This window comes from Terrimonas alba (assembly GCF_042434975.1).
GTDB lineage: Bacteria > Bacteroidota > Bacteroidia > Chitinophagales > Chitinophagaceae > Terrimonas_B > Terrimonas_B alba.
Window position 1 is genome coordinate 107,543 of record NZ_JBHMQM010000006.1, and the last position, 26,795, is coordinate 134,337.

Below are 26,795 nucleotides of genomic sequence, written 5' to 3' on the forward strand. Positions count from 1 at the left end.
TAACCAGTTTCTTTAATAGAGAGGCCCGGGTGTTTCCCGGGCTTTTTATTTATCACTTGTGGCACTTCAGTCAGCCTTTTTTGCAATTCAGGCAAACCGGCTTTGACATGCTTCAGTTACACAATTAGCTTCGGGGAAAATAATATAAAATGAAAAAAATAGTTTTATCGTTGCTTATAACGCTACTAACCGGTATTGGTCTTTATGCACAAGAAACAAAACCTGAGGCCGACAAACAATTCATGCAAATCAACACAGTTGAGTCTGTAGTGGCCGGTGGCCTGGGCCGTTCTAAAATGATTGTAACAAATCCCGATGGATCACAAAAGGAATCGGATTTGGAAAACCTCTTCAGTATGACGGGAATCAACTTTAAAAACATAAAGGAGAATGAAGATAAACTCGTAAGAACGTTGAAACAATATACGGATGATGGCTGGAAACTCGATCATGTGACCTCTTTAACACTCAGCCAGAACGATAGTGGCGCCGGTGGCATCTTTATGACCCGTTATCTTCTGTCAAAGCCCCTGGAGAAAAAAGCTTTTTGATCAGCAATATTATTCCTTAACATCTGCAAACAATAATGGGTGTGCTTACCCGTTCAGGATAGCCCCACCCATTATTTTTTAAATGCTTTATTAAACTAATTATTCGTAGCTGAACTAAAGAAACCCTGGTCAGCCAAAACATTTTCCGGCGTGGTATAATTGAGAAGACTGTTTTGGATGATACCGGCCAACTCGTCGCGGTTCATACAAAATGCAGCATTGATCAGGGAAAGTTTGTAAGAATTGATCTTTAGAAAAGCTAAACGGGAAGTTTGTGTAATATGATCGTCTGTGAAATGAAACTCATCGGCAATATGCGCCTGGTCATTGGGGTAAAGATTGCTCATAAAACAGATATTGGTTTTACAAATATTGGATATTTTCTAAACGGAAGATAGGATAAAAAATTGTTCGGCGTGAAAATAATGAATGAATTATTGTGGCTAGCTGATTGAAAATCTTTTATTTAGGGCAAAATTCAAAAGTCCAAAACTAAATTTGGATCAATAAAACAAGCTCAGTCAACCTTATTGGCGATAGCCAGCTCATTGGTCTTTTTTATACTTAGCTTATACCGGAGAACAATATCATCGTTGTATAAAATGTACAACCATTGAATGGCTGATGAGTTAACGATGTACGTGTAAGAAGTTATATGTCCCATTCCGTTTAATGGTGTTAACAATGCCGATGTAGCGGTTGAATAGAGAGTTGTGTCCAGAAAAGGATCACTGCTTACACCCTGGTCCTTTATTACGTCTGATGTTTCCAGTTGTAACTGAAGTGTATCCCCCAGCGATGCTTCGATTACACCCTTTTCCGGCAGGTAGGCTATTATCTGGTACTTGGAAAATGATTTTTGCCTAAATGGTGAGTGGCGAAACTCCGGCATTAGCGGTGGGTCATCCATCAATGTCCACCGAAGATCATCCGGGTAGTGCTCACGAATGAATTGTTCTGGCGTTGATAAAAAATATTGTTCGTCCAGTTGGCGAACAAACTCATTACCGTGCCAGCTGATATAACCGCTTGCCCAGGTCACGTCCAGCAATTTCCATACGCTGTCGATCAGCACTGCATTCCAGGAGTGATTGGGCCTGAATCGCTGAATGCGTTTGGTAGACTCCGTGCGGGCATATCCATGAATCACCTCGGCCTTTACGCCGCTATAGCTGCAAAGGGTTTTAAACAGCCGGGCATAACCGTCACACACGGCGACCTTTTCATCCAATACATTTTCAGCTACCCTTTCATCCAATGGTTTTAGTGCGGCGGTATCATTGCCATCATCCTCAATAACCGGTATTGATGTCCTTCTACGGAAGCGTGAAGGAACGGATGGCTTCGTTCTATAATCAATATTGGCGGTGATCCAGTAAAAAATGGCTTTTACTTTTTCCAGATCGGTGGTACAGCTTAGTGTCAACTCCTGGGCTAGTTCGGCAGGAGTAGTCATCGTATTTGGTTTCTTTTTTTCTTTTCCATTCTTATCCTGCAGACTCTGTGAAAAGGCAGAATAGGAAATAAGGATAAGACCAAAAAAGATGCTTCGCTTCATAAACCAGGAGTGACCACTATAAAGTTACACTTTATCAGCATCTTCAACTATAGCGAAGCCCGGTCATTTATTTTTTCCTGGCTCTGTCTATCACATCCAGCAAGCCGCCCGCAGGAATATCAAGCGTTAACTCCCAAAACATAATGCCTTTTAAGCCCTTGTCAATAGCGTACTTTGTTTTGGCTTCGATAGAAACCGGATCGTCAAAGGTGGCAAATGTTTTTTTAGGCGTGTTATACGCATATGCTGACCCTGAAATTGTATCCCGGTAAAAAACAAAACCGTCCTGTTTAGAAAGACGGCTATTAAACTGCCGGTATGAAATAAAGCTTTTGAATTTACCTGGTTGATATAAGCCATTATTCACCGAATCTACTTTTTCCCAGGTGCGGGCATAAAAGGCGGCGCCGATCACGATTTTATTAGCCGGCACTCCTACGGATGTCAGGTAAGTTATTGCGTTATCAGCAGACTCTACCTGTTCAGGAGTTGAATACAGGGGTGTGTGGTGCCCGGTTTTTGTACTATATCCATTCACCAGGTCATAGCTCATCAGGTTTACGTAATCCACTACCGGCATCACTTCCTTCCATTCGATCGACTCCTGTAAAAATTTTGGAAAACCTCCGGCCGCAAAACTGATGTCATGTTTGTTTCCCAAACTATTCCGCAACTCCTTTACAAGAGCCGTAAAATTGGCTTTATCTTCTAACTTAAAAGCATGTCCCGGATGGCCTTCTATCGCCGGGTATTCCCAATCAAGATCAATACCATCTGTTTTAAAATAATTATTTACTTCTTTAACGGAACGGGCAAATGCTTTTCTTCCTTCATCGGTCGAGAAAACCGGTGAACAAAATTCACAACCTCCCCAACCCCCGAGAGATAACAAGACCCTCAATTGGGCGTTCTTTTTTTTCAATGAAACCAGTTTCCTGATTGTTGCTGAATCACCTTTGTTGTCAACATTTAATCGGTTTCCCTTGAGATGACAGAAACTATAAATAATATGCGTCAGTTTTTCTACGGGATAATTGTCAATTGTCTTGTTGTCACCCGAATAATAGGCAATTACAGCCAATTCACTTTTGTTATCACCCGGTGAATTTTTAATAAAGGCAAAAAGGAAAAGCGATATAAACATCAATACCGTCAGGCAATAGACGATCTTTTTCATCTGTATATTTTTATTAGATTATAGCCAGCTGATTCGCCAAATAATCATCCCGGTTGATGATCCGCCGCGGCGGATCATGGCTCATTTCATCCGTACAGTTTTATTGAAGCCAATTTAACTCAAAAACCAGCTATTAGTTCGGAAAATATTTTTTTACAAGGGTAACCGGTGCAACGGTTTTCCATGCGGTTGTCAATGCGTCAACCAGCATTGCCTTTTTAACCTTTTTTAAATTGATCATCGTCCAACCCTGGCGGCCCCAGCCGCCCGGAACAGGATAAATGACTGTTGCGTCAAAGGCGCAAAAAACCGATTGTTCAACCAGGGAAAGCTTTATCACCATAACGTGTTTGTCGACGTGCAGGACTGCCAGTACTTTCTTCCTGATACGAAAATCAGGCTTTTCAAAATGAGATTTTTCTTCCACTTCGGGAAGAGAAAGAGCAATCTGCCTGGCAGAGTCAAGTGTAATCATTGGTAGTTAATTAAATTATCCTGATTGAAAGAAAGCCTCTTCGACTCATCGCGGCTGAATCCCATTTTGCCTTAAAACTTTTACCAATTCTTTGCTAATGTCAAATAAGTTTGTTTCGGGATTTAGTTCACGACGCCAGATTATCTTCTCTGCAAAAATCTCGTTAAGGGAAATATTCATCTGCTTTAGCTTTTTAACCAGCAATGAATCCACTAGTGGATCGGGAAAAGCATCTGTACCAACAAAAATTGTAAGCTTCTTCCCGTCCCCATCAATTTTAACCCGGTATCCATCGATAAAACCAGCTAACCTTTTATCAGCGAAAAAAAACTTGTGCTGTGAAGCTGTAAGTTCTTCGTTAAATCCGGCAGATTTAAGATGATCAAAAGGCTGTGAGTTAAATAACAGCGATTTCCTTCTGAATCCCGAAAATCCATATATAAGGAGCAGCAAAAAACTTAGGAAAACAACGCCGGCTGAGACTGCAATGTTGATTAATAAAATTTGCATAGTCAGATTAGCCCGAAGCAAGACAACCAAAGTGAATACCGAAAAAAGAAAAAACCAGGATATCGCCATACCCAGCCATTTATTCTTATTTAATCTCCAATATTGAAGCATAATTTTTCCTGTATTCCAATATAATCAGAGAAACTTTTATCTACAAACGAAGAATTACCCACGCCTGGTTAGCTTATAAATCTTTATGGCGGACATGAGCAGCACGACAAAAAGAATCAACCCCAATAATCCCCAAACAAAACTGAGATTTTGCTTAACCACAACAAGCATCACAACTACAACCAAAAATATGGTAGCTACTTCATTCCATATCCGCAATTGCTGTGAACTGTACCTGAACTTTCCCTCCCTCTGTTGTTTATAAATTGCATGTAATGAAAAATGATAAACATATAAGCCAAGGACAAAACAAAGTTTGATCAACAACCATTGGGGGAACGAATCAAACAAATAAAGCAACCAACCGCCGAAAACAAGTGTAAGGATTGCCGAAGGCCACGTGATGCCAAACCATAACCTTTTTATCATTATTGCAAACTGCTTTTGCAAAATACTTTTTTCGGGTTCAGTCTTTTCATTAGCCTCGGTGTTATAAATAAACAATCTCACGAGGTAAAACATTCCGCTAAACCAGGTAACAATAAAAATAATATGCAGAGCTTTTATGTATAGATACATGCAAGAAGTTTAAAGTTAAAAGTTCAGGGTTTAAAGTCAGTCGGTGTTGAAGTTTGTGCTGACGCAGACACAATTTTAAACTATTAAACTTAAACCCGTAAACTCATCAGGCTAACAACATGTCCGTTTTACCGCTATTGATTTCCTCCATCCAATTCTTCAATGTGGCAACCCATAACGGATGTGTATTTAGACAAGGGATCATTTTGTAAGACTCACCACCAGCCTGTATGAAAGTCTCTTTGCCTCTTTCCTCTATTTCCTCCAATGTTTCCAGGCAATCGCTCACAAAAGCGGGGCATAGTATCAGTAATTTTTTTATCCCTTCTTTCGGCATTTGTTCCAGGCGAATATCTGTAAAGGGCTCCAGCCATCCTTTTCCCAACCGGGATTGAAACGAAATGCTGTATTTGTCAGCAGGCACAGTTAACTGTTGCATCACCAATTTGGTTGTTTTAAAAACTTGCCGCTTATAACATGTATTGTATCCTGCCGATCCCGGAACACACTCTCCGTTCGTAGCAAGGCATTTTTGTAACGAGACGGGATCATTTCTGTGAATATGACGGGCCGGAATGCCATGATAGCTGAATAAGATATGATCATAGGGCTGGTCAAGATAAAGCCTGATATTTTCTGCTAACGCATGGATGTAAGCAGGTGCATCAAAAAAAGGTTTGATAAACCGAAGACTAAACGGATATTTTTTTTCGCGGTGCGTTTTTTTGGCGTGTTCGACAGCAGTTTCGAAAGAAGACATGGCATAATGCGGATACAACGGCACAGCTATTACCTCTTCCAATGCCGGTTCTCTTTTGAGCAATTCATCAAATCCCCTGGCAGGTGTCAGGCTGCCATACCGCATCGCAATTTCTACAGGCTCACTGATCTGCTGCTGCAGTGCCTGCTGTAATTGTTTGGTGAGTACTACCAATGGTGATCCTTCTTTTGTCCAGATAGTTTTATACGCTTCTGCAGACTTAGCCGCCCTGAAAGGTGTGATGATTCCCTTAACCAACAACAAACGCAACAACCACGGTTTATCGATGACTCTTTCATCCATCAGGAATTCATCCAGGTAACGTTTTACATCTTTTACTTCTGTTGAATCCGGGGAACCTAAATTCATTAATAGTATCGCTCTCTTCATAATTCTAAACCTGTTATAGGTGGGCAAAGGTAATTACTCTGCTTAAACAGTGAGTTGTGGAAAGCGAATAGCAAAGAATATTTTTCCATTGCGACAGGCAACGGTGCATTTGCTATTTTCGTTTATACTCCGCAATTCACTTCCCTGATTTTGCGAAATAATTCATACGATAATTGTCAGCCCTCATCCTGATTTTTATCAATTCATGGCTAAAATGACATTGCAATGACAGTATAATTCGCAAATTGGGGACGCCAACGGTATTTTTGTACAACCATTTAAGCGACATAAGATAATGACTGCACACCGGGCCACTGACATATCAAAGTTTTATGCGATAGGGATCAACTACAAGAAGAGTAATGCAACCACCCGTGGTTTATTTGCTATCAGCCCTGAACAATATGCGGCTGTACTTGAGATGGCCCCCGGGCATGGGCTGAATGAGTTATTTATCCTTTCTACCTGCAATCGTACCGAGGTTTATGGTTTTGCCGAAAATGCACAGCAACTTATCAACCTGCTTTGCGCACAAACAAAAGGAGATTCCAATACGTTTAATGAACTGGCTTATATCAAACATGGTAAACAGGCTATCCAGCATTTATTTGATGTAAGCGCTGGTCTCGATTCGCAGATATTGGGTGATTATGAAATTGTGGGACAGATCAAAGCTGCGGTGAAGTTTGCAAAGCAACACGGCTTTATCGGAACATTTTTGGAGCGATTATTCAATGCCGTATTGCAATCATCGAAAGCGATAAAAAATGAAACCGCCATCAGCGGTGGCACTATTTCCGTTTCGTTTGCTGCTGTTCAATATATCCGGGAAAAAGTATTGGATGTTGCCGGCAAAAAAATAATGTTGCTGGGCACAGGCAAGATTGGTCGTAACACCTGCAAAAACCTGGTAGACTACCTGGATACAAAAAAGATTACACTTGTTAACCGCACCGAAGAGAAAGCAGCCGAACTCGCTGTTGAGCTGGGGCTCCGGCATGCCCCGGTTGATGAATTAGCGCAGCAAATCGAAAATTCAGATATTATCCTGGTTGCCACCAATGCATCGACGCCTACTATTCTTCGCTCACATTTGGAAGGCAAAGGCGAAAAGTTGATCATCGATCTTTCTGTTCCTTACAATGTTGAAGATGCTGCACAGGAATTGCCCAATGTTCACCTGGTTAATATTGATGACCTGTCGAAAATCAATGACGAAACACTGGCAAAACGTAAGGCGGAAGTGCCAAAAGCAAAAAGCATTATCACGAAACATATGGCTGAATTCGCGGACTGGCTGATGATGCGCAAACATGCTCCAATTTTAAAAGCGGTTAAAATAAAGCTGAAAGAAATTCATACTTCTCCATTATTTTCCAACTACACTACAACTGCTAATTTTGCGGGAAAAGATCCCGACGAAAAGATTCAACGGGTGATAAATGGAATGGCATCAAAAATTCGTCTCCAAAATCAGGGTGGCTGTAATTATATTGAAGCAATCAATGAATTTATAGCTTCCGAGGCAAGCTGAAATGACAAATAAGATTATTCGTATTGGCACAAGGGAAAGTCAATTAGCTGTATGGCAAGCCACACAGGTTAAATCGCTTTTGGAAAAATATGGGTTTGCGTCTGAACTGGTGTATATAAAAAGCGAAGGTGACCTTGACCTTAAAACGCCTTTGTATGAAATGGGTGTACAAGGTATTTTCACCCGAAGCCTGGACGCCGCATTGTTAAATGACAAAATTGATGTAGCTGTTCATTCGATGAAAGATGTGCCCACGCAATTGCCAAAAGGAATAATACAGGCGGCTGTATTAAAACGTGGCCCTGTGAACGATTTGCTGGTTTATAAAACCAACGGTAATTTTCTCAACGACACAACAAACTATGTGGCCAATATTGCAACGAGCAGCTTACGTAGAAAAGCACAATGGTTAAACAGGTATCCGCATCACCAAATACATAATCTTCGCGGCAACGTTAATACAAGACTGCGTAAACTGGGCGAAGAAAATTGGGATGCGGCGATTTTCGCTCAGGCTGGTTTGGAACGAATCAATCTCCGTCCCGAAAACAGCGGGGTAATTGAATGGATGCTTCCCGCTCCGGCACAGGGAGCCGTCATGGTTGTTTGCCGAAACGAAGATGAGTATACTTATAAGGCCTGCCATCATTTTAATGATGAAATGACGGCTTTATGTGCGAAAATTGAAAGGGATTTTTTGCGGACATTAATGGGCGGCTGCTCCACTCCCATCAGTGCATTAGCTGTTGTGACAGACAACCATATATCTTTCAAGGGAAATATTTTATCACTGGATGGAAGTCAGAAAAAGGAAATAGAAAAAATTGCAATAATTAGCGATGCTGGTGATTTGGGCAATTTGGCCGGAAAGGAATTATTAGTCAATGGCGGCCGGAAAATACTGGAGGAGATACAGAATGCCGTCAATTAAACCTTCCATATTATGTACCGGTCCGGTTGATCAATCAGCCACGCAAATGGCGGAAAGTAATGACGTTGATATCGACGTTATTCCATTTACCGAAATAAAATCCTATCCGCCGCAAACGATTCAACCCCAAATTCAATCCATATTGCAACAAAAAGCGGTGGTGGTATTCACCAGCGGTAATGCGATAAAACCTGTTGTTCAGTTACTGGATGGTTTTATTCCTGCCTGGACTATTTATTGCATCGGCTATTCTACGTATGAATTGGCCAAACAATATTTTGGCGAAGAAAATATTAAAGGCACTGCTGGTAATGCGGCGACTCTTGCAGCAAAGATCATTGCCGGTCGCAATACCAATGAAGTAATATTTTTTTGCGGCAATCTTCGTCGAAACGACTTGCCAGCTGCCCTGGTACAACAAAATATAGCCGTTAAGGAAATTACAGTTTATCACACAACGCTGGTACCAAAACCGATAGAAAAAGACTATGATGCAATTCTTTTTTTTAGTCCCAGTGCCGCAGAAAGTTTTTTTATTGCCAATGACCTTCCTCCAAAAACGGTGCTGTTCGTCATGGGTCACACTACCGCTGTTGAAATAAAAAAATTTTCCGCCAATAAAATCATCAGGAGTGATGAACCCATCAAGAATAAACTTGTTATGAAGGCAGTGGAATTTGTGAAGAACAATTCTTCTGCTGTTAAACAGGATTCATAAACTTATAGCTAATAAAACATGAGCACTTTAAAAAACGATCTCTTGCTTCGGACATTGAAAGGTGAAACGGTAGAACGTCCCCCCGTGTGGATGATGCGGCAGGCAGGCCGGTATTTGCCCGAGTATATGGTATTGAGGGAGAAGTATGGATTCTTCGAACGTTGTCAAACACCAGAACTGGCATGTGAGATAACGCTGCAGCCTGTTGATATTATCGGTGTGGATGCCGCCATCTTGTTTTCGGACATTTTGGTAGTGCCACAGGCCATGGGGTTGGAAGTTCAGTTGATAGAAAGTAAAGGGCCTATTTTACCTCACCCGATAAAAAGCATCGAAGATCTTGCCCGGTTAAAAGTGCCTGATGTAAATGAGACGCTGCCCTATGTTTTTGATGCCATTAAACTGATCAAACAGGAATTAAATGGCCGCGTGCCACTGATCGGTTTTGCCGGCGCTCCCTGGACATTATTGTGCTATATGGTGCAGGGTAAAGGCTCCAAAACATTTGATGAGGCCAAGATATTTTGTTATACGCAACCCGAAACAGCGCATCGCCTGTTGCAAATGATCACAGATACTACCATTGCTTACCTGCGCAGGCAAATTGAATCGGGTGCTGATGTAGTGCAGATTTTTGATTCATGGGGTGGATTGTTAGGCCCGGCAGACTTTGAAGAATTTTCATTGAAATACATCCGGCAAATCGTCAGGGCTGTAAAGGATATGGCTCCTGTAATTGTTTTTGCAAAAGGAGCCTGGCATAGTTTGGAAGCCATGTCAGCAACTGGTGCGACCGCACTGGGAATAGATTGGTGCATCACGCCGCAAATGGCAAGGCAACTCGCCGGCCCTGATATTGTTTTACAGGGAAATTTTGACCCGGCGAAATTGTTATCGCCGATCCCCGTCATTAAAAAAGAAGTAAAACAAATGCTCACAGCTTTCGGCGGACAGAAACATATTGCCAACCTGGGGCATGGTATTTTACCCAATGTGCCGGTCGATCATGCCAGGGCTTTTGTTGATACGGTAAAAGAGTTTGAAAAAGAAAGATCAGTGATTGAAGCTTAATGAAAAGTTTAATTTCAACGATTCAATCCCGATAAAATAAATACAATTGAGTACAACACTTGCATATCCGTTAAAAGATTTGTGGATCCATTACATCCAGGATCTGCAAAACCGAATTTGTAACGCACTACAGAATGAAGATGGCAAGGCCAGCTTCCTCGTTGACAGGTGGGAAAGAGAAGGTGGCGGCGGTGGTGATACAAGGGTTATCGCCAAAGGCAATGTTTTTGAAAAAGGAGGAGTCAACACTTCTGTTGTTCACGGCGACGTTACCGATATCATGCGCAAGCAACTGAAGATTGACGGGCATAAATGGTTTGCCTGTGGTCTATCACTGGTGATTCACCCGCTCAATCCCTACGTACCTACGGTGCATGCTAACTGGCGATATTTTGAATTGTATGACGGGAACAACAAAATCATTGACCGCTGGTTTGGTGGCGGCACTGATCTAACTCCCTATTATCTTTTCGATGATGATGCAAAGCATTTTCATCATACCTTAAAAAACACCATTGATCCTTTCGGCCTGGAACTATACCCGCAATACAAAAAAAATTGCGATGAATACTTTTCCAATACACATCGGGGTAACGAGATGCGTGGCATAGGAGGAGTTTTTTATGATTACCTGAAACCGGCTAATGAACAGGACAACGAAAAGCTGTTTTTATTTCAACAGGCAAATGGGAACGCTTTTCTTCATGCCTATCTTCCTATCGTTTCAAGAAGAAAACATACACCCTATGCTGAAAGAGAAATTGAATGGCAGGAAATGAGACGTGGCCGGTATGTAGAATTCAATTTAATACATGACCGTGGAACTATTTTTGGTTTGAAAACCAATGGCCGTACAGAAAGTATCCTGATGAGTTTACCACCAAGGGCACGTTGGGCTTACGATTATCATCCAGAAACGGGAAGCGAAGAAGAAAAGCTGTTGAAAGCTTGTTTACATCCAATAGACTGGTGTGAGAGTGAAAAGTGAAAAGTCAAAAGTGAGAAATGTAAGCTACTTTAGTTTTCATTTCAAAAAAGCTATTTTATGTTTCTAAACCTTAATCACAAGTCTCTAACTGCCTATTCGAAAATAAGAGAATTGACAAAAGAAGTTTATAAAGTTTCCAACTTATTACCGGTTGAAGAAAAATTTAATATGGTACAGCAGACCAGGAGAGCTGCGCTTTCGGTAAAACTGAATTTTTCAGAGGGATCTACACGGAAATCTTTGCAAGAAAGAAAACGATACTATGAAATTGCCAGAGGCTCACTGGTTGAAATTGATGCAGCATTGGAAACTGCGGTAGATTTGCAATATTTCAAAACCGAATCTGCTCAACAAGCCGGAGTTTTGCTAAATGAATGTTTTGCTATACTCTCAAAAATGATGAAATAAACACAGAACTATTTTTTCACTTTTCACCTTTCACTTTTCACTTCTATGCATCTACAACGACGAAACAGAATCCTCAGAACAAATCCTTCCATCAGATCTCTTGTTGCTGAAACTATGCTGACCCCGGCTGATTTTATAGCCCCGCTTTTTATTGATGAAGGGGAAAACATGAAAACGGAAATAGCATCTATGCCGGGCTATTATCGGAACAGTATAGACTTTACTGTGAAAGAAGTAAAGGAACTATGGAATTTGGGAATTAAATCTGTTTTACTTTTTATCAAATGCAAGGACGAAGAAAAAGATAATACGGGCAAAGAAGCCTGGAACCCTGAGGGATTGATGCAACGGAGCATCAAAGCCATCAAGGATGCCGTACCGGAAATGCTGGTGATGACAGATGTAGCACTTGATCCCTACTCTACCTACGGTCACGACGGGATTGTAAAAGATGGCGAGATTATTAATGATGAAACGGTAGAAGCACTTTGTAAAATGAGTGTGAGCCATGCCCGGGCCGGTGCTGATTTTGTAGCGCCCAGCGATATGATGGATGGACGTATTGGCGCCATAAGAAAATTTTTGGAAGAAACCGGTTTTACCAAGACTGGCATCATGAGCTATAGTGCCAAATATGCTTCCTGTTTTTATGGCCCGTTCAGGGATGCGCTGGATAGTGCGCCGGGATTTGGTGATAAAAAAACTTACCAGATGGATTATGCCAATCGTCGCGAAGCCATCAAAGAAACATTAATGGATGTAGAGGAAGGTGCAGATATTGTAATGGTAAAACCTGCCATGGCTTATCTCGACATTATTCGTGAAGTAAAAAATGTCGTGACTGTTCCCGTTAGCGCTTATCATGTAAGCGGTGAATATGCGATGATCAAAGCAGCCGCAGAGAAGGGTTGGATCAACGAGGAGAAAGCTATCCTTGAAAGCCTCACTTCCATCAAAAGGGCTGGCGCCGATCTCATTGCTACTTATTTTGCAAAGCAAGCGGTAAAACTGATTTCATAATTAAAGGATCAAAGATCTTCTCACTTTTCACTTCTCACTTTTCATTCTTTACTATCATGTACAACAACAGCCAGTCTCTTTTCTCCCGTGCCCAGCAATCAATTCCCGGTGGCGTCAATTCGCCTGTAAGAGCATTCAAAGGTGTCGGCGGCACTCCTCTTTTTATTACAAAAGCAAAAGGCAGTTACTTGTATGATGCGGATGGCAACCAATACATCGATTATATCGCCAGTTGGGGTCCGCTAATTTTAGGTCATGCCTACGAGCCGGTGGTGAAAGCTATACAAGAAAAAGTGTTAGACGGGACATCATTTGGTGCACCTACAGAACTGGAAATAGAAATGGCGGAACTCATAAAAACGATGGCGCCAAATATTGACCTGGTAAGAATGGTGAGCAGCGGTACCGAAGCCTGTATGAGTGCTATCAGGCTGGCAAGAGGATATACTGGCAGAAATAAATTTATCAAATTCGAAGGTTGTTATCATGGACATGCCGATGCGTTTTTGATAAAAGCCGGAAGCGGTGCAGCTACACTCGGCATTCAACATGTGCCGGGGATACCTGCAGCGGTAGCGGATGATACATTGACTGCGCCTTATAATGATTTGAGTGCCGTTGAAAAATTAATTGATCAAAATAAAAACCAGGTCGCCGCTATTATCATCGAGCCGGTGGCCGGCAATATGGGCTGTATCTTACCACAGGCCGGGTTTTTAGAAGGACTTCGAAGCCTTTGTACCCGCGAAAATATTGTGCTGATCTTTGACGAAGTGATGACCGGGTTCAGATTGTCAACTGGTGGTGCACAACAAACATTAAAGATTGACGCCGATCTTGTCACCTATGGAAAAGTCATTGGCGCCGGTTTACCCGTTGGTGCTTTTGGTGGCAAAAAAGAGATCATGGAATGCATTGCTCCACTCGGAAATGTGTACCAGGCAGGAACGCTTAGCGGCAACCCGGTTGCGATGATTGCAGGTTATACGCTTTTACAGGAATTAAAGAATAACCCTTCGATTTATACGGAATTGGAGGAAAAAACAATTGAGCTGAAAAACCGGATGACAGCAATTTTTGCCGGCAATAAGATTCCCGTACAGATCAATCAACTGGGCAGCATGATCAGTGTTCATTTCACAGAAGAACCGGTTGTGGATTTTGCCAGCTCTGCAAGAAGCAACCAGGACAGGTTCCGCTCTTTCTTTCACCATATGCTGCAATCCGGTGTTTACCTGCCCCCTTCTGCTTTTGAAAGTTGGTTTTTGAATAATGCCTTGTCGGCTGACGATATTGCCAGGACGATTTCGGCTGTAGCAAGTTTTAAGTAGAGGTTAATTGTAAATCATTTCGTTCTAACGTACACGTGTTTGATATTGGTCTTTCCTGATTTACGTTCGTCAATTTCAAATTTGTTCATGCTTTTAATTAAGGGAAGCAATTTTACGAAGCCGTAATTCCGCGAATCAAAATCCGGTTTTTTCTTTAAAAGCAGTGTACCGAGGTTACCCAAAAAAGCCCAGCCATCTTCGTCAGCTATGTCATTAATGCTATCAGCGATCAATCGAATCAAACCCTTATCTACAGGTCGAATGATATCATTGGCGGGAGCATTCGCCTTAGCACCTTTGGAAGGCTCGGGGTTAACGGATGCTTCCTGCTGTGTTTTCAATATTTCCAGGTAAATAAACTTATCGCATGCTGAAATAAATGGCAAAGGAGTTTTCTTTTCGCCGATACCAAATACTTTCATTCCCGCCTCCCTGAGTCTTGTTGCGATTCTTGTAAAATCACTATCACTCGAGACAATACAGAATCCATCCACTCTACCGGTATATAAAATATCCATGGCATCAATAATCATTGCAGAATCGGTGGCATTTTTGCCGGAAGTGTAACTATATTGCTGAACAGGTGTGATAGCATTTTCCAGCAAAACGTTTTTCCATCCACCCACATGTGGCTTTGTCCAGTCCGCATAGATCCGTTTAAAAGTTGGCGTACCGTATTTGGCTATTTCCTCCATCATTTCTTTCACATTGGTATAGGGAATATTATCCGCATCGATCAGGACGGCCAGCCGGAGGTCTTTTGTCGTTTCCATGTAATTGAAAGTATTTCTTCTAAAGTTAATCATAAGAAGACAAAGCTTCTCTCATCAAGCAGTTTGCACCCTTCCGCCTTGGGTCGTGTCCCGGACTTTCGGTTTGATAGTTTCTGCAGTTGATAGTGATAGGAAGATGAGGATATGTTTTTCAGCCATTAACAAAATCTATGTTATACGCTGTACAATTATGAATTATATACGTCTTTAAACTTGAGTATATCCCATACTTTAGACTCATTGTTATTTGGAAAGCCGCATTCGGGTGCAAAATCATCAGCTTCTTTAAATGTTCCAAAAATTCTGTCCCACCAGGTAATGTCGCCAAAATTATATTTATGAACATCTAACTGATGATGTATGGAATGATGTTCAGGTCTTTGAATAAAATAGCCCAACCACTTAGGAGTCGAAATATTTGAATGGTAGAAGTATTCACCAGTTGCTCCAAAAAAAGAAACCCAGGCACCAGCTAAGGCTGTGCCACCTAAAACATAATAAATTAAGAATCCCGTTATAACTGAGTCTGCAATAATTTCAATTGGGTGCTTATAAAATGATGTTAGAAGTTCAATTCTTTTAGGGCTATGATGCATTTGATGGAATATCAGCCAGAAACCATTGGCATGTCTCAGCCTATGCCACCAATAAAAAATGAAGGTGCCTATAACCCAGTAAACGAAACCTTCTACAATAGGATTGCTCCAACTATCCAGGTGAAATAATGATTGGTCCCTGAAATACTTATTCCAGGTAATTCCACTTAAGCCTATTAAAAGAAACTGGACAAGATTAATCGCAATTGAGCGAAAATACCAGCCTTTGGAAGCTGGCAATTCTCTGCCTGGGAATTTTCTCTCTAAAACAAGAAAAACTAAAGTGCTAATGCAGATTAGTGAGCCTGGTAACAATTGTTCAAAGTAAGGTCTGAAGTATTCTATTATTAGATTCATAAATTATAATACTGTTTCATAGCATGGTGTATTGATGCCATTACACGCTATAACGCTAAAAATAGTAAACTTTCATCATCAACAAAATAGTGGTATACATTCTCAGCAGCACTGCAAATGCCACACAACGGGCTTAAAGCTACTCCTGCACTACATCAAGCGGTTTTCACCTGTTGTCAAACCTATTTCTAAGGCGCTGGTAACATTTGTTGTTTTGTGATGGATATAGATGTGAATAGCATCTTGTAATCATTCATCAATAAAAAATTAATTATGTCAACACTTATCAACAAAACAAAAAAGCTATTACAGGCCACAGCTATGTTGGCCATTTCGGCTACGATCTTTTCGTTTTCTTCCGGCGCCGGCGGAGAGGGATTTGAAATTTACCTGAACAATAAGGTGGTCCTGCAACAATTTGGCAACGACATGAAAGTGGTAAAAACACTAAGGTTGGATCAATCCAATGAAAACGATGAATTATCAATACGGTATCATCATTGCGGGAAAGTGGGTAAAAACAGGGTAATCACTATTAAAGACGGCAATGACAATGTGCTGAAACAATGGAAATTTTCGGATGCTTCCGGCGCCGCCGCCAGCATGACCTGTAAAGTAAAAGACATTCTTGCCTTACAGAAAGGGAAAGACAAAACCATAAATCTTTACTATTCTTCCACCGAATTGCCACAAGGCAGGCAACTGACATCCATTGTTACCGGCACAAAAGCCGTAGCCAGACTATAGCCAGCGTCTCTTTGCGTATTTTTCTTGGCGTCCTTTGCGATAAAAGATATCTAACCGCAAAGGACGCCAAGCTTGCCTGTTGGCAGACAGTTTTTTTCGCAAAGTCCATAAAGGAATACCAAATAAGAATTAGCCCGTTTGCATTTTTGGGGCAATCGCTAAATATTTTACTTTTAGTCAAAATTCTTTTATGCAATCCAAGGCTACCACTCCTGAGCAATACATCAAAGAATTACCCGAAGAGCGTAGAGAGGCTATCATCAAACTGCGGGAAACTGTACTGAAGAATTTGCCAAAAGGTTTTAAAGAAACCATGTCTTACGGCATGCTGGGCTATGTTGTACCTCATGAGATTTATCCTGCCGGTTACCGCTGCGATCCGAAATTACCGCTCCCTTTTGCCAATATTGCTTCGCAAAAAAACTTTATCGCCTTTTACCATATGGGTGTTTACTCCGATCCTGCTTTATTAAAATGGTTTACTACTGAGTATCCCAAACATTCACCTGCTAAATTAGATATGGGTAAAAGTTGTATCCGGTTCAAAAAACCGGAGGATATACCTTACAAGTTAATCGGGGATTTGGTAAAAAAAATATCGGTCAAAGATTGGATCAAAACCTATGAAGAGAATTTTAAGAGATAACGGATTCACTTGACCAGCACTTTATAAAATTTTTCCAACTCTGTTATTTCAGCGGCAGAAAACACTTCATTGTTTTCGTATTTGCTTTTAAAAAACAATACTCTTTTATGCTGCGGATATTTGTCCAGGATTTCCGTGATTAACTGTCCGGTTCGTTCGTCCTTTGTGTAGAGCGGTTTGTTTTCGGGCAAGTCAGATTTGAATCTTGTCGGCCTTTTTAAGATCATTGCTTCCAGTGTGGCCAGTTTATTAGCAGGAATACCTGCTATCTTCTCCGCTTTTTGATACAGTCCTTCCAATTGCTTTTTACTGAGTCCGCCCCGCTCCTCGTATTGATAAGCCAGGCTTTTAATAAAAGTGGAGGCCGGGAAGGCTGACCCGGTCAGTTCGAGCAAATCCTTTACAATATCTACTTCCGGTTTCTTTCTAAACATGGCGTGATCTTAAAACGTGAAAGTAAGAAACTTTAAAAAACAACCGGATTAGTCCTGCGAAAAAAAACGAATGATGACAGGAATGCAAGCAAAAGAACCGCATTATTATTGGCTATCGGCTTCCCCGCATTTTTTTAGCAAGGAATTTGCATATCAATAATGATCCCTATACCGAAGTAATCACTTCTTTCAAAAACTCTATGACATGAAAAAAATAATTTGCTTTCTCCTTATTTCTTTAGCCGCTGTTTCCCTGCGGGCGCAATTAAAAACGACAGCTGTCTGTCCGGCTATCACCGTTGATGTATTGAGTGGCCGGGTCAATGGTCTGCGCATCACCGATAATGTGGCCCAGGTCAAATCGAAACTTCCTTGTTTTACAAGTGCCGAAAATGAAAGTGCGACTGCTAAATGCGGTGGTGGTGTTTTCTATAAAGACCGGGATATTTATTTCTATACGGCGAGGGATTATGTAGAGATAGGCCCTAAGTTTAAAGGCAAATTGTCTGTTCCTTTAATGGGTGCAAGCCGTGGCAGCCTTTTTAAATGGTTGGGAAACCCAAAAATAAAAGATGTGAAATGGGATGCCTTTACAACGGCGTATGGCATTCTTATACTCTACTATAACAGCGCCAAAAGGGTTAATAAAATTCAATTCAGTACACAGTCAACAGAAACGATACAACTTTGCGAATAGAGAACCACATAAAAAACTCCCTTACAAAAAGGGAGTTTTTTATTAATCGTTTATTTCCTTATCAATCCATCGGGCGGTTCGATTCTCTTTCATCAATTACATAAGTCTTTGTCCACCTGTCATGCCAGGGGTAAGTGGGATTGCCTAGTGCACTGAAGGCATTAAATGGTACGGCCCGGCTCAGCCCACGGAAAAATGCGGCCTTAGCTGTCACATCAGTTCCATCTTCATTCACGGCACGGGTACCTGTTATTAATTTGCCCAGTGACTTACCTTTAAACGCAGCTTCTACTACAAACATATACAAACCATACAGCAGTAAGGTGAATAGGCGATCCAGCAAATTAAAACCAAGATCATCTTCGTTAATCGACTCAATTGTTTGTGGGCTGACAATTGCCCAAACAATTCCGCCGGCAAAGATTAAAGCATAGAACACGAGGAGATCTATCAGGTAATTGGCAAATCGTTTTCCCATGCTGGCCTGCACTAAATGATATTCCGGTTCAGCAAAGAGATGTTGTTCTGTAGTTTCCATGATTGTAGATTTTTAAATGGTGGTGTTTATTTTTTGCGAACAAGATATAACAAACATGGCAATGGCGGAATAGGCGGATTTTATTTGACTGTTTGTGACTTATCTTTCCTGATTTGGCGGAAAAGAACCCCAAAAAATATAGATAAGTGAAATTGCTAATGTCGCCGGTAAATGCCTGGGAAACAGTATGCGAAGTGCACCACCAGCAATGAGCATCACATGCCAGCTTCATTGTAAGACGAACGGATAAGGTTACTATATTATTTTTGCAAACCGATTTTTTTATGCAATCATTGGCAAACCAGCTTATCCATTTCTACGAAACATTAGCCCCCCCAGCTTTACCTAAAGGAATTGAGCTGCTTCGTCCGCAGACGGATAAAAAGATAATGACGATTGTAAAGAAGTTTTTCAAAACATATTATGGCGATAATAAATCAAGAAAATTAATACTGGGAATCAATCCCGGCAGGTTCGGCGCCGGTATTACCGGCATCAATTTCACGGCGCCACGTCAGCTGAAAGAGAATTGCCATATTGACCATCCTTTCGGCAATAGTTCTGAGTTATCAGCCGAGTTCATTTATGAAATGATCGAACAATATGGTGGAGTAAAAAAGTTTTATGAAGATTATTTTATTGGCGCCATGTCTCCACTTGGTTTTGTCAGGGATGGAAAGAATATCAATTATTACGACGATAAGAAACTGCTGGCAGTCCTCACTCCTTTTATTACTGATACTATTCAGCGGCAGCTGCAAATGGGATTTAAAAGGGATATCGTCTATTGTATCGGTGGCGAAAAGAATTTTAATTTCTTATCCGGGTTAAATGAAAAGCATCACTTTTTTGAAAAAATTATTGCCCTGCCGCATCCAAGGTTCATTATGCAATACCGCCGCAAAAAGAAACAGGAATACATTAAGCTGTACCTCGATCGCCTTACTAATTATTAAAGGCGCATCCCGCAGAGTTTAAACAGGTGAGCCTCTGAGCAAAGTTTTTCTATCCCGCTGCATGGGTTTTATTCGTACCTTTTACATTCCCGGTAATCTGATGTTATTACCGTTACGAAATGTTCTTTTCTTCATTATTTAAAAAAGGAGGCAATTATGTTTGTACGACTCACCTATCTAAACTTTTTGCCCGGAAAAATGGAAGAGGCAAAAAGGATTTACGACAATGAACTTGTTCCAATTGTAAAAAAACAGAAAGGGAATCTCGATTGCAGGATGCTTGAACCCCTGGACAAAACAGACGATTATATTTCCATGACAGTCTGGGACAGCAAAGAAGATGCTGATGCTTATCACTCCAGTGGTGTTTACAAGCAATTGGTTGACCGGGTAAAAGAAATGTTTTCTAAAGCCCCGGTATTAAAAGTTTATTCTACAGAACCAGTTATGGAACATGCTTAGGAAATCTATTTTACATTAAAGCGAATTCAGCTTTACAACCGGGTCTTTGTGGGAGACCCGGTTAGTTTTAACGGGAGTGCATCTTATTATTTATCCGCCTTGCACCTTTCCAAAAAATCTTTAATCCCCAATACAATCTTATCAGCCACCTGCTGTTGAAACCCTTCATCCAATATTTTCATTTCTTCGGCCGGATTACTTAAGAAAAGTATTTCAACCAAAGCATTGGGATATTCAACCGGGCTATTGAGCATGAAATTAAAGCTGCCGGTATTGCCCCATTCCGGTAGTCCCAGTTCCAGCATTCTCTTATAGATGTCACGGCTCAGTTCCCTGAATCCAATATACCGGTAATAAGTGCTGGTACCGCCCACATTGATGGGATCGCCGGAAGAATTGAGATGAATACTTACCAGGAGGTCAGGCATGCTATCCCGGTACATCAAAATCCTGTCCTTGTTATCGACAAAGGTCTCCATCGTTCTTGTCATGATCACTTTTGCACCCTGTAGCCGCAATGCCTGTCTTAGTTTTAAAGCTACTGCCAACGTCAACTCTTTTTCAATAGACCCTGTCGGGCCGCTGGCGCCTGTATTGCTGCCACCGTGTCCGGCATCAATCGCTATTCTCAAGTGTCTCAATTCGAGACTTTCCGGTTGCCGTCGTATTTTGATCACCAAGCGGGTGCCACTATAATACACCTCGTAACCCCAATGTTGTTTATGTTTTAGCTCAATCGTCACCCGCAGTACTTCATCCTCCAGTTGCTCATAGTATACATTCTTAATTTCTTTAGTATTTTCCAGTTGGGTGATCCAGTTCGTATTATTGGTAGCGCCAAAAATATCCACCACAATTTTTGAGGGGTCGATATGTTGTGCAGACTGATAAGGCAGCCGGACAAACATGCCTACCTGTACATAATCAAACGCGGAATCACCGAATACCCGAAAGTTAGTCGTTAATGAAGATGGTGTAAATGCCCCCTTGGGCAATAACTCCACCACATCGTCGGGAATATAGGCGCTACGGTACTTTGATAGCTGCACCCGGTATAGCGAGCCGATTTTACCCGTCATTCTGAGTGGTATCAGCGAATCGATATATCCAATCTTTGCTCCACCCAGCCTATCGTCGCCTATACCAAACAGCAGATGAGCCAGGCGTCCCTTAGTGATGAGCATGTCAGGATCTGTGGTATTCAAAACAGATAGCTTACTGTCTGCTCTCCGGGTTATACTATTACCGTTTATGTCAGTGATAGTAAAAGGCACCCTGGTCAGCCAAAAACTGTCTGCAGGTTGTATGGTGTACTCAGCCTGGTAAATTCCGGGCATCGTATTGGAAGAGTTTACGGGAATTTCATAAAGGGGAATATTGCCGTTGGCTATAACTACACATTTGGGTAACGCTTTTACCCGTAATTGTACCCGGTCTCCTGGCTTCAACACCAGGTTGCCCTCAGGGAATATTTTAATATCAGCAATAGACAGCTCTTTTACCGTATCGGGTACGGGAACAGTGTAAGTATAGGTCAGTTTTTTAACAGCAGTTGATCTGTCAGCGCCTGAAGCCGATAGTGTAAATACATTGACACCCGGTTTCATATTCAACTCATAGGCAAAAGCACCGGTTGGATAAACATGAACTGGTTCATTATTAATAGTAAGGGAACAGTTTTTACACGTAGCACCTGATACAAAATGTTTCGGGGACCTTACCGCATTATTTTCCCGCGCCGGATCCAATAGCCTGATAAAAGCTTTGTTGGGATTTTGCGCATATAAACCAACACTCGTTAAACACAAAAAGGATGCGACCAATTTCTTCATCAGGGATATTCATTATTCAACGCTAAAAATACCACATTATATTGTTTGAACTTCTTGTAATAGCTTATCTATCTTTATATTGCCTTTCTTATTAACTATATGATCGCTATTATTTATATCATGGGTGTTTCCGGTTCGGGTAAGACAACAGTCGGGAAAAAACTATCTGAAGCGACGGACATTCCTTTTTTTGATGCGGACGATTTTCATTCTGTTGCCAATAAAAATAAAATGAAAGCAGGCCACCCGCTGAATGATGATGACCGCAAAGAATGGTTGCAGAATATAAATCAAAAAGCAAGGGAAGAGGCTGGAAAAAACGGCGCAATCATCGCCTGCTCGGCATTAAAAGAAAATTATAGAAGAGTATTAGCCAGTGAAATAACTTCTCCTGTTTACTGGGTCTTTTTACAAGGCGACTATCAGTTGATCTATAAAAGAATGAACGACAGGAAAGGCCATTTTATGCCTGCAGAACTTTTACAATCACAATTTGAAATACTCGAAGTCCCTGCCGACGGACTGGTTGTTGATGTCAGCAAGAATCCCGATGAGATCGTAAAAATAATTTTACGCCAGTTGAATTTACCCACCAATAAAGTCAGTTGATCTCTTTCCAGGGAGGGTTTAAGAGGTGACCGTTTCGTTGCAACAACACACGGAGTTTAGCCAATTGAAATTCGAAACTTTCCATCATCCATGGCTTATGTTCTATTTGTTTTGCCGCTTCTACTGATTTCTTATAGTTGTCAAATTCTCCGAGAGCAAAAAATGCCTCAGCCTTGTTGACATGAATCCAAAATTTTTGCTCGGTGATATAATCTTTTTGCTTTTGTAATACGTCGTTATCCGCCAGCGTCTTTGTCAGTCGCTCTTCCCGCCGGATAATATCGTTCCAGTCATTTTCACATACCTGCAAAATCCTGCGCCTGGTGTGATTAGCGTATATCATATCTGCGATTTGCTCTTCCCGGGTACTGCATAACGACGAATTGGCCCGGCAGTTTTGCATATAAGCCAGGTTAATGCAGTTGTACCGGTTGTTCAATAAATAATATCCGCGTTGAAAAAACAGGATAGCATTACTCAAGTGTTCATCACCTTGTCCCAACTCATAAAAGTTTTTTTCAATGGCGCCTGCCAGGGTTACTGTTTCGGGATCATTGGTGTGTTCAAGGTCAAGCTGTCCCAGTAATTTCAACGCATCTGTCAATGCTGTGATGGCATCGGGTTTCTGAGATTTATAAGTAGCGAGTGTTAGCCGTTGGATCAGGTAGGGGTCATTACTAAGCGAGTTCGATTCAGGCGCATCCACACCCAGTAAAAGCGCAGATTCAAACAATTTCCTGGCTTTTACATATTCTTTCCGGTCGATAGCATCTTCTCCCTGCTCTATGAGTAATGCCAGCGTTTTGTTTTGTTTGATTTTTGGCTTTCTCCTGAGCACTTTTACATCGCCATCGTCCTCCTCGCCTTCTTCATGGTTGTGTTGGCGTACATTCTCCTCGATCTGCTCTTCCAGCAAAGGCGGGATCAATCCATCCAGGTAGGTATAAACCGGGCTATCCGGCTCCCGTTTATCTAATACGGCTTGTAAAGTCTCCCCGAGCACTTTCCTGAACCGCTCTACCTCTTCATACTCGATCCCTTCGCCGAGGTGTGTATAGCTGGTGATTTTGATATGGTTGAGGTCAAAGGGATAAGCCAGCTTGTCTTCCGAGATGACGATAGTTGTTTGTGGACGGAGCGCATGGCGGATACCTAACTCGTAAAAGGCATTGACATTAGCCGTAGACAGGTCGGCGATGACCACATCAGCCTTCAAAAGCTCCCGGTACATATGGACATCGATGGAACCTGCATGGATAATTTCGTCGGCTCTTGTGCAGATAAGCCCTTTTTCTTCAACAACAGGTTTGATTAGTAAGCGGTAAGATTTGTTCAGATCGAGTTTGCGGCCGGTGGCATAGTCGGTCTTTATGCCAAAGCCCATTACCACAAAGCACTGACCCCGCTTTCCAGATAAGGTTTGATTATCGCTCATAAGTAGTTTTTTAACCTATGATAGCTTGCTGTCTATAAAGTTAGTCGTTATCTTTCAAATTCGGGAAGCAAAATTGCGTATTAATTCCCTTGAATCTAAAGGATCAACCGACATCTCTAAGTCATTCCACTAATACAACCTATTTTCTTTTATAGTAATTGAGACTTACTGCCTGGATGATGGATGGCCTTTCGCTTAACGTAAAGAAACCTTTGTTATCATTTTTGAAACAGATGGCTTCGCCCTGTGGCTCGAACTGATAACCTATTGTAGAAGGGGAAGTGGATAGTGCCTGTTCAATAGTTTGCGTTTTTGTCCTGTGCCAATGGTAGAGTTTGGTATAGGTTTTTACCAACAGTTCTTGTTCATCAGGAGAAATGGCGGCACTGGTCACACCATTAAATGGCAATGTTCCTGCTAAAACAGCTGTATTGTTACCGGCGATATTTTGCGGGTAGGCTAATTTATAAATGCGGGATGAAGCATCCTGCTTGGTAATAATATAGATGTCCCTCGTTGTATTATCAACTAACATCGCTTCAGCATCATGAGAGCCGTCGGGATAGCTGAAACTGATCTTATCAACTTCGTAAACGGTATCAACAGTAGCGGAGGGCTCAGGAAAACGATAAATAGAATAAGCGGAAGCCGCCAGGCTGTTGTCGCCAATGTCAGCAATATAAATGTATTGTTGTCCTGACTGGGGACCGCTTGCCAGCACGATATCCTCCCAGTCCCTGTTGATGGCAGGCTTAACATTAATCTTTTTGTGTAATAACCCGGTAAAGGATAGCAATGCAAGGTCATTGGGGTTACCACTATCCTGTTCTACCCAAATATGGCCGGAATTGAGTTTGCTGTCGGCGATCCCCGAAGCCTCATCAACCAGGCCAGGTGTCAGCGCCTGGATGCTGGGACTGTCTTCAAATCCTGTTACAGCTGTTGCCTCAGTGGCTGTTTCCTTTTGGCAGGAAAAACACAATGCCAGGGCAAAAAGAAAAAATAATCTCAGAAAAAGCATAATACCTGTTTTGGCGGGAATTCATCAGGTACTTGATTTTGTAGCTGCCAAAGGTACAATGACATTTATAAAAATGCAAGCTTTACGCGGTATTGCTTTTGTGCGGTATTACCACTAAGCCAAAAAGCCTTCTCAAAAGAGATGGCACACTGACATTTTATCAAAGGGGATTATTAGAACCGGGAAATACCGGGCCATAGTGAAGTCTTCTGCTCCTGGGTCTCCTGCCCGGGAAAAGAATATCATCAGCAGTTTCGTATCCCTCCTCGGCCACTCTTGCATGCCGTCGGTTGGATTTATTACGGCGGGCAAGGTACACGACCATTCCTATTGCAATTGTTGTCCCTAAACCAACCAGTAATATATTCGATTTTTTCATGTGCTTATTTTGGTTTTTTGTGTTAAATCAATCAATTGACAAAAAGCATACCACCCGCTAATCATTTTTCAGCCTTTCCAATTGGGTCACGTCGTTTTTTTTAAAAACAGCTGGTTCCACGTTTTGTTGACCAACTACCCAAATTCATTTTATGTTCCGATTATTACAATTGAACCACGGAAACTCCAATTCATTCAATCCTTACAGCAGCGACTACCTGTTTCAAGGTTTCTTTGTATGGTAAACTTTAATCCTAATAAAAAAGATGATCATGCAATTCAGCAAAGCCACCAGGCAATTATTTTCCAACCTTTTTTTGTTCACTGCTTTAACTACCAGCGTCGTTTCCTGTAAAAAGGAAAAAGACAATAACGACCCGACACCTCCTCCTGCTTCGCAGCGGATTAAGGAATTTAAAAATGGAGAAGAATTTATCCGTTTTGATTACAATGTAAATGGTGATGTAAACAAAGTCACACTGAACAGCGATATTACCGATGGCTCAACGTTGACCTATACAGTCAATTATAACGCCGCTAAAAAAATCACTTCACTGGAAACTACCGATGAGAAGATTACTCCTGTTTATGAAAACAATATTTTAACAAGGGCAGATATTTTCATGGAAAATGAACGTGTTGGTTACACGGCTTACCAATACGAGGGTGGACTTATAGAAAAAGCTACCATCTATTTTGGTGAAGGCAATGATTATATTCCTGCATTGGAATTTATCTTCACCTACACGGCGACAGGAAATATTGAAAAAACAGAAACATTCCTAGCTACCGGCGAGCCCGGCCAAATGGAACGCTCAGGTCATGTTTCCTACCAGTATGATCAAAAGTCAAACCCATTGTATGCACAGCGTGAGTTAATGGCATTGTTCTGGCAAGCGGTATCGAAAAACAATATCATCGTTGAAAATCACTTCGACGCAAATTTGCAACCAGAAGATAAATTCACTTACGATTATTTGTATAATTCAAGTGGCTTGCCTAAAAGTGCGGTTGTAAAACAAGGATTGCCGGGCCAGCCTACGGTAACCAGCAACCTGGATTATATATATCAATAAATTCATAACAGGGACGGAAGATAAAAAGGGCTGCCCCGATAGCTTCAGGCAGCCTTTATCTTTTCTATTTCACAGCAATATCATTTCCGGGGGGATGAATCATCCGGTAATTTCCAGTAGCATTGA

At 41.5% G+C, this 26,795-nt stretch carries 31 protein-coding genes; 16 read left to right on the forward strand and 15 right to left on the reverse strand.

Features of this window, described 5'->3' with window-relative positions; genetic code table 11:
* Positions 1-149 precede the first annotated feature (149 nt).
* Positions 150-551 carry a hypothetical protein gene (locus tag ACFEL9_RS17635; protein ID WP_385892897.1) on the forward strand — a complete coding sequence of 134 codons (402 nt, stop codon included), beginning with the start codon at positions 150-152 and terminating at the stop codon, positions 549-551.
* A 95-nt stretch (positions 552-646) separates the two neighbouring features.
* Here ACFEL9_RS17635 and ACFEL9_RS17640 read toward each other — a convergent pair whose 3' ends face one another.
* The 7 genes from ACFEL9_RS17640 to hemH form a co-directional block, all read right to left on the reverse strand.
* Positions 647-898: a hypothetical protein gene (locus tag ACFEL9_RS17640; protein WP_385892900.1), complete on the reverse strand. Its 252-nt coding sequence runs from the start codon at positions 896-898 to the stop codon at positions 647-649.
* Positions 899-1,068: 170 nt separating this feature from the next.
* Entirely contained in the window at positions 1,069-2,109 is a 1,041-nt protein-coding gene (locus ACFEL9_RS17645; RefSeq protein WP_385892903.1) for a transglutaminase domain-containing protein, read from the reverse strand.
* A 67-nt stretch (positions 2,110-2,176) separates the two neighbouring features.
* Positions 2,177-3,286: a glycoside hydrolase family 18 protein gene (locus ACFEL9_RS17650; RefSeq protein WP_385892906.1), complete on the reverse strand. Its 1,110-nt coding sequence runs from the start codon at positions 3,284-3,286 to the stop codon at positions 2,177-2,179.
* A 133-nt stretch (positions 3,287-3,419) separates the two neighbouring features.
* Positions 3,420-3,761 (reverse strand): MmcQ/YjbR family DNA-binding protein, encoded by a 342-nt coding sequence (locus tag ACFEL9_RS17655; protein ID WP_385892908.1) that lies wholly within the window; start codon positions 3,759-3,761, stop codon positions 3,420-3,422.
* A gap of 45 nt (positions 3,762-3,806) precedes the next feature.
* Positions 3,807-4,382, reverse strand: a complete 576-nt coding sequence (locus ACFEL9_RS17660; RefSeq protein WP_385892911.1) for a hypothetical protein — start codon at positions 4,380-4,382, stop codon at positions 3,807-3,809.
* A gap of 54 nt (positions 4,383-4,436) precedes the next feature.
* Positions 4,437-4,961: a CopD family protein gene (locus ACFEL9_RS17665; RefSeq protein ID WP_385892914.1), complete on the reverse strand. Its 525-nt coding sequence runs from the start codon at positions 4,959-4,961 to the stop codon at positions 4,437-4,439.
* A gap of 106 nt (positions 4,962-5,067) precedes the next feature.
* Complete coding sequence (gene hemH / locus ACFEL9_RS17670) at positions 5,068-6,111, reverse strand: ferrochelatase (RefSeq protein ID WP_385892917.1); 1,044 nt, start codon at positions 6,109-6,111, stop codon at positions 5,068-5,070.
* A gap of 295 nt (positions 6,112-6,406) precedes the next feature.
* Here hemH and hemA point away from each other — a divergent pair, with 295 nt between their 5' ends.
* The 8 genes from hemA to hemL are packed head-to-tail and all read left to right on the forward strand — an operon-like array spanning position 6,407 to position 14,112.
* The gene (gene hemA / locus ACFEL9_RS17675) at positions 6,407-7,645 is read left to right on the forward strand and encodes a glutamyl-tRNA reductase (protein WP_385892920.1); all 1,239 of its coding nucleotides are present in this window, start codon (positions 6,407-6,409) and stop codon (positions 7,643-7,645) included.
* 1 nt (position 7,646) lies between these two features.
* The gene (gene hemC, locus ACFEL9_RS17680) at positions 7,647-8,576 is read left to right on the forward strand and encodes a hydroxymethylbilane synthase (protein ID WP_385892923.1); all 930 of its coding nucleotides are present in this window, start codon (positions 7,647-7,649) and stop codon (positions 8,574-8,576) included.
* The gene (locus tag ACFEL9_RS17685; protein WP_385892925.1) at positions 8,563-9,294 is read left to right on the forward strand and encodes a uroporphyrinogen-III synthase; all 732 of its coding nucleotides are present in this window, start codon (positions 8,563-8,565) and stop codon (positions 9,292-9,294) included. The genes hemC and ACFEL9_RS17685 overlap by 14 nt, the downstream gene beginning before the upstream one ends.
* Before the next feature lie 18 nt (positions 9,295-9,312).
* Positions 9,313-10,365, forward strand: coding sequence for a uroporphyrinogen decarboxylase (hemE, locus tag ACFEL9_RS17690; RefSeq protein ID WP_385892928.1), 1,053 nt, complete (start codon positions 9,313-9,315; stop codon positions 10,363-10,365).
* Between the two features lie 46 nt (positions 10,366-10,411).
* The gene (gene hemF, locus ACFEL9_RS17695; protein ID WP_385892930.1) at positions 10,412-11,353 is read left to right on the forward strand and encodes an oxygen-dependent coproporphyrinogen oxidase; all 942 of its coding nucleotides are present in this window, start codon (positions 10,412-10,414) and stop codon (positions 11,351-11,353) included.
* Positions 11,354-11,410: 57 nt separating this feature from the next.
* Positions 11,411-11,761 (forward strand): four helix bundle protein, encoded by a 351-nt coding sequence (locus ACFEL9_RS17700; protein WP_385892933.1) that lies wholly within the window; start codon positions 11,411-11,413, stop codon positions 11,759-11,761.
* A gap of 45 nt (positions 11,762-11,806) precedes the next feature.
* On the forward strand, positions 11,807-12,781 hold the full coding sequence (gene hemB / locus ACFEL9_RS17705; protein WP_385892936.1) for a porphobilinogen synthase: 975 nt from the start codon (positions 11,807-11,809) through the stop codon (positions 12,779-12,781).
* Positions 12,782-12,837: 56 nt separating this feature from the next.
* Entirely contained in the window at positions 12,838-14,112 is a 1,275-nt protein-coding gene (gene hemL, locus ACFEL9_RS17710; RefSeq protein ID WP_385892939.1) for a glutamate-1-semialdehyde 2,1-aminomutase, read from the forward strand.
* A gap of 14 nt (positions 14,113-14,126) precedes the next feature.
* On the opposite strand, the gene ACFEL9_RS17715 is transcribed toward hemL, so the two are convergent.
* Both ACFEL9_RS17715 and ACFEL9_RS17720 read right to left on the reverse strand, forming a co-directional pair.
* Complete coding sequence (locus tag ACFEL9_RS17715) at positions 14,127-14,885, reverse strand: NYN domain-containing protein (RefSeq protein WP_385892942.1); 759 nt, start codon at positions 14,883-14,885, stop codon at positions 14,127-14,129.
* A gap of 188 nt (positions 14,886-15,073) precedes the next feature.
* Entirely contained in the window at positions 15,074-15,838 is a 765-nt protein-coding gene (locus ACFEL9_RS17720; RefSeq protein ID WP_385892944.1) for a sterol desaturase family protein, read from the reverse strand.
* Between the two features lie 273 nt (positions 15,839-16,111).
* On the opposite strand from ACFEL9_RS17720, the gene ACFEL9_RS17725 reads away from it, so the two are divergent.
* Together ACFEL9_RS17725 and ACFEL9_RS17730 are read left to right on the forward strand one after the other, a co-directional pair.
* Positions 16,112-16,585 (forward strand): hypothetical protein, encoded by a 474-nt coding sequence (locus ACFEL9_RS17725; RefSeq protein ID WP_385892947.1) that lies wholly within the window; start codon positions 16,112-16,114, stop codon positions 16,583-16,585.
* Between the two features lie 190 nt (positions 16,586-16,775).
* Complete coding sequence (locus ACFEL9_RS17730) at positions 16,776-17,231, forward strand: DUF1801 domain-containing protein (protein WP_385892950.1); 456 nt, start codon at positions 16,776-16,778, stop codon at positions 17,229-17,231.
* A gap of 5 nt (positions 17,232-17,236) precedes the next feature.
* Here the strand turns inward: ACFEL9_RS17730 and ACFEL9_RS17735 are convergent, their stop codons facing one another.
* Complete coding sequence (locus ACFEL9_RS17735) at positions 17,237-17,665, reverse strand: hypothetical protein (RefSeq protein ID WP_385892953.1); 429 nt, start codon at positions 17,663-17,665, stop codon at positions 17,237-17,239.
* Positions 17,666-17,870: 205 nt separating this feature from the next.
* Between ACFEL9_RS17735 and ACFEL9_RS17740 the strand changes: the two genes are divergently transcribed.
* Positions 17,871-18,362, forward strand: a complete 492-nt coding sequence (locus ACFEL9_RS17740; RefSeq protein WP_385892956.1) for a hypothetical protein — start codon at positions 17,871-17,873, stop codon at positions 18,360-18,362.
* A 61-nt stretch (positions 18,363-18,423) separates the two neighbouring features.
* Here the strand turns inward: ACFEL9_RS17740 and ACFEL9_RS17745 are convergent, their stop codons facing one another.
* Positions 18,424-18,900 carry an RDD family protein gene (locus ACFEL9_RS17745; RefSeq protein WP_385892959.1) on the reverse strand — a complete coding sequence of 159 codons (477 nt, stop codon included), beginning with the start codon at positions 18,898-18,900 and terminating at the stop codon, positions 18,424-18,426.
* A 284-nt stretch (positions 18,901-19,184) separates the two neighbouring features.
* On the opposite strand from ACFEL9_RS17745, the gene ACFEL9_RS17750 reads away from it, so the two are divergent.
* Positions 19,185-19,856 (forward strand): uracil-DNA glycosylase family protein, encoded by a 672-nt coding sequence (locus tag ACFEL9_RS17750; protein WP_385892961.1) that lies wholly within the window; start codon positions 19,185-19,187, stop codon positions 19,854-19,856.
* Between the two features lie 156 nt (positions 19,857-20,012).
* Complete coding sequence (locus tag ACFEL9_RS17755) at positions 20,013-20,318, forward strand: antibiotic biosynthesis monooxygenase family protein (RefSeq protein WP_385892964.1); 306 nt, start codon at positions 20,013-20,015, stop codon at positions 20,316-20,318.
* An 86-nt stretch (positions 20,319-20,404) separates the two neighbouring features.
* On the opposite strand, the gene ACFEL9_RS17760 is transcribed toward ACFEL9_RS17755, so the two are convergent.
* Positions 20,405-22,150, reverse strand: a complete 1,746-nt coding sequence (locus ACFEL9_RS17760) for an N-acetylmuramoyl-L-alanine amidase (RefSeq protein WP_385892967.1) — start codon at positions 22,148-22,150, stop codon at positions 20,405-20,407.
* Positions 22,151-22,249: 99 nt separating this feature from the next.
* On the opposite strand from ACFEL9_RS17760, the gene ACFEL9_RS17765 reads away from it, so the two are divergent.
* A complete protein-coding gene (locus ACFEL9_RS17765) occupies positions 22,250-22,759 on the forward strand; it encodes a gluconokinase (protein WP_385892970.1) in 510 nt (169 codons plus the stop codon).
* Here ACFEL9_RS17765 and ACFEL9_RS17770 read toward each other — a convergent pair.
* The 3 genes from ACFEL9_RS17770 to ACFEL9_RS17780 form a co-directional block, all read right to left on the reverse strand.
* Positions 22,752-24,194, reverse strand: a complete 1,443-nt coding sequence (locus ACFEL9_RS17770; protein ID WP_385892973.1) for a tetratricopeptide repeat-containing protein — start codon at positions 24,192-24,194, stop codon at positions 22,752-22,754. The two genes, ACFEL9_RS17765 and ACFEL9_RS17770, sit on opposite strands and share 8 nt — an antisense overlap.
* Before the next feature lie 139 nt (positions 24,195-24,333).
* Positions 24,334-25,215 carry a YjiK family protein gene (locus ACFEL9_RS17775; RefSeq protein WP_385892976.1) on the reverse strand — a complete coding sequence of 294 codons (882 nt, stop codon included), beginning with the start codon at positions 25,213-25,215 and terminating at the stop codon, positions 24,334-24,336.
* A 160-nt stretch (positions 25,216-25,375) separates the two neighbouring features.
* Positions 25,376-25,594 carry a hypothetical protein gene (locus ACFEL9_RS17780; protein ID WP_385892979.1) on the reverse strand — a complete coding sequence of 73 codons (219 nt, stop codon included), beginning with the start codon at positions 25,592-25,594 and terminating at the stop codon, positions 25,376-25,378.
* Positions 25,595-25,865: 271 nt separating this feature from the next.
* Between ACFEL9_RS17780 and ACFEL9_RS17785 the strand changes: the two genes are divergently transcribed.
* Entirely contained in the window at positions 25,866-26,669 is an 804-nt protein-coding gene (locus ACFEL9_RS17785) for a hypothetical protein (RefSeq protein ID WP_385892981.1), read from the forward strand.
* The last annotated feature ends 126 nt before the right edge of the window (positions 26,670-26,795 follow it).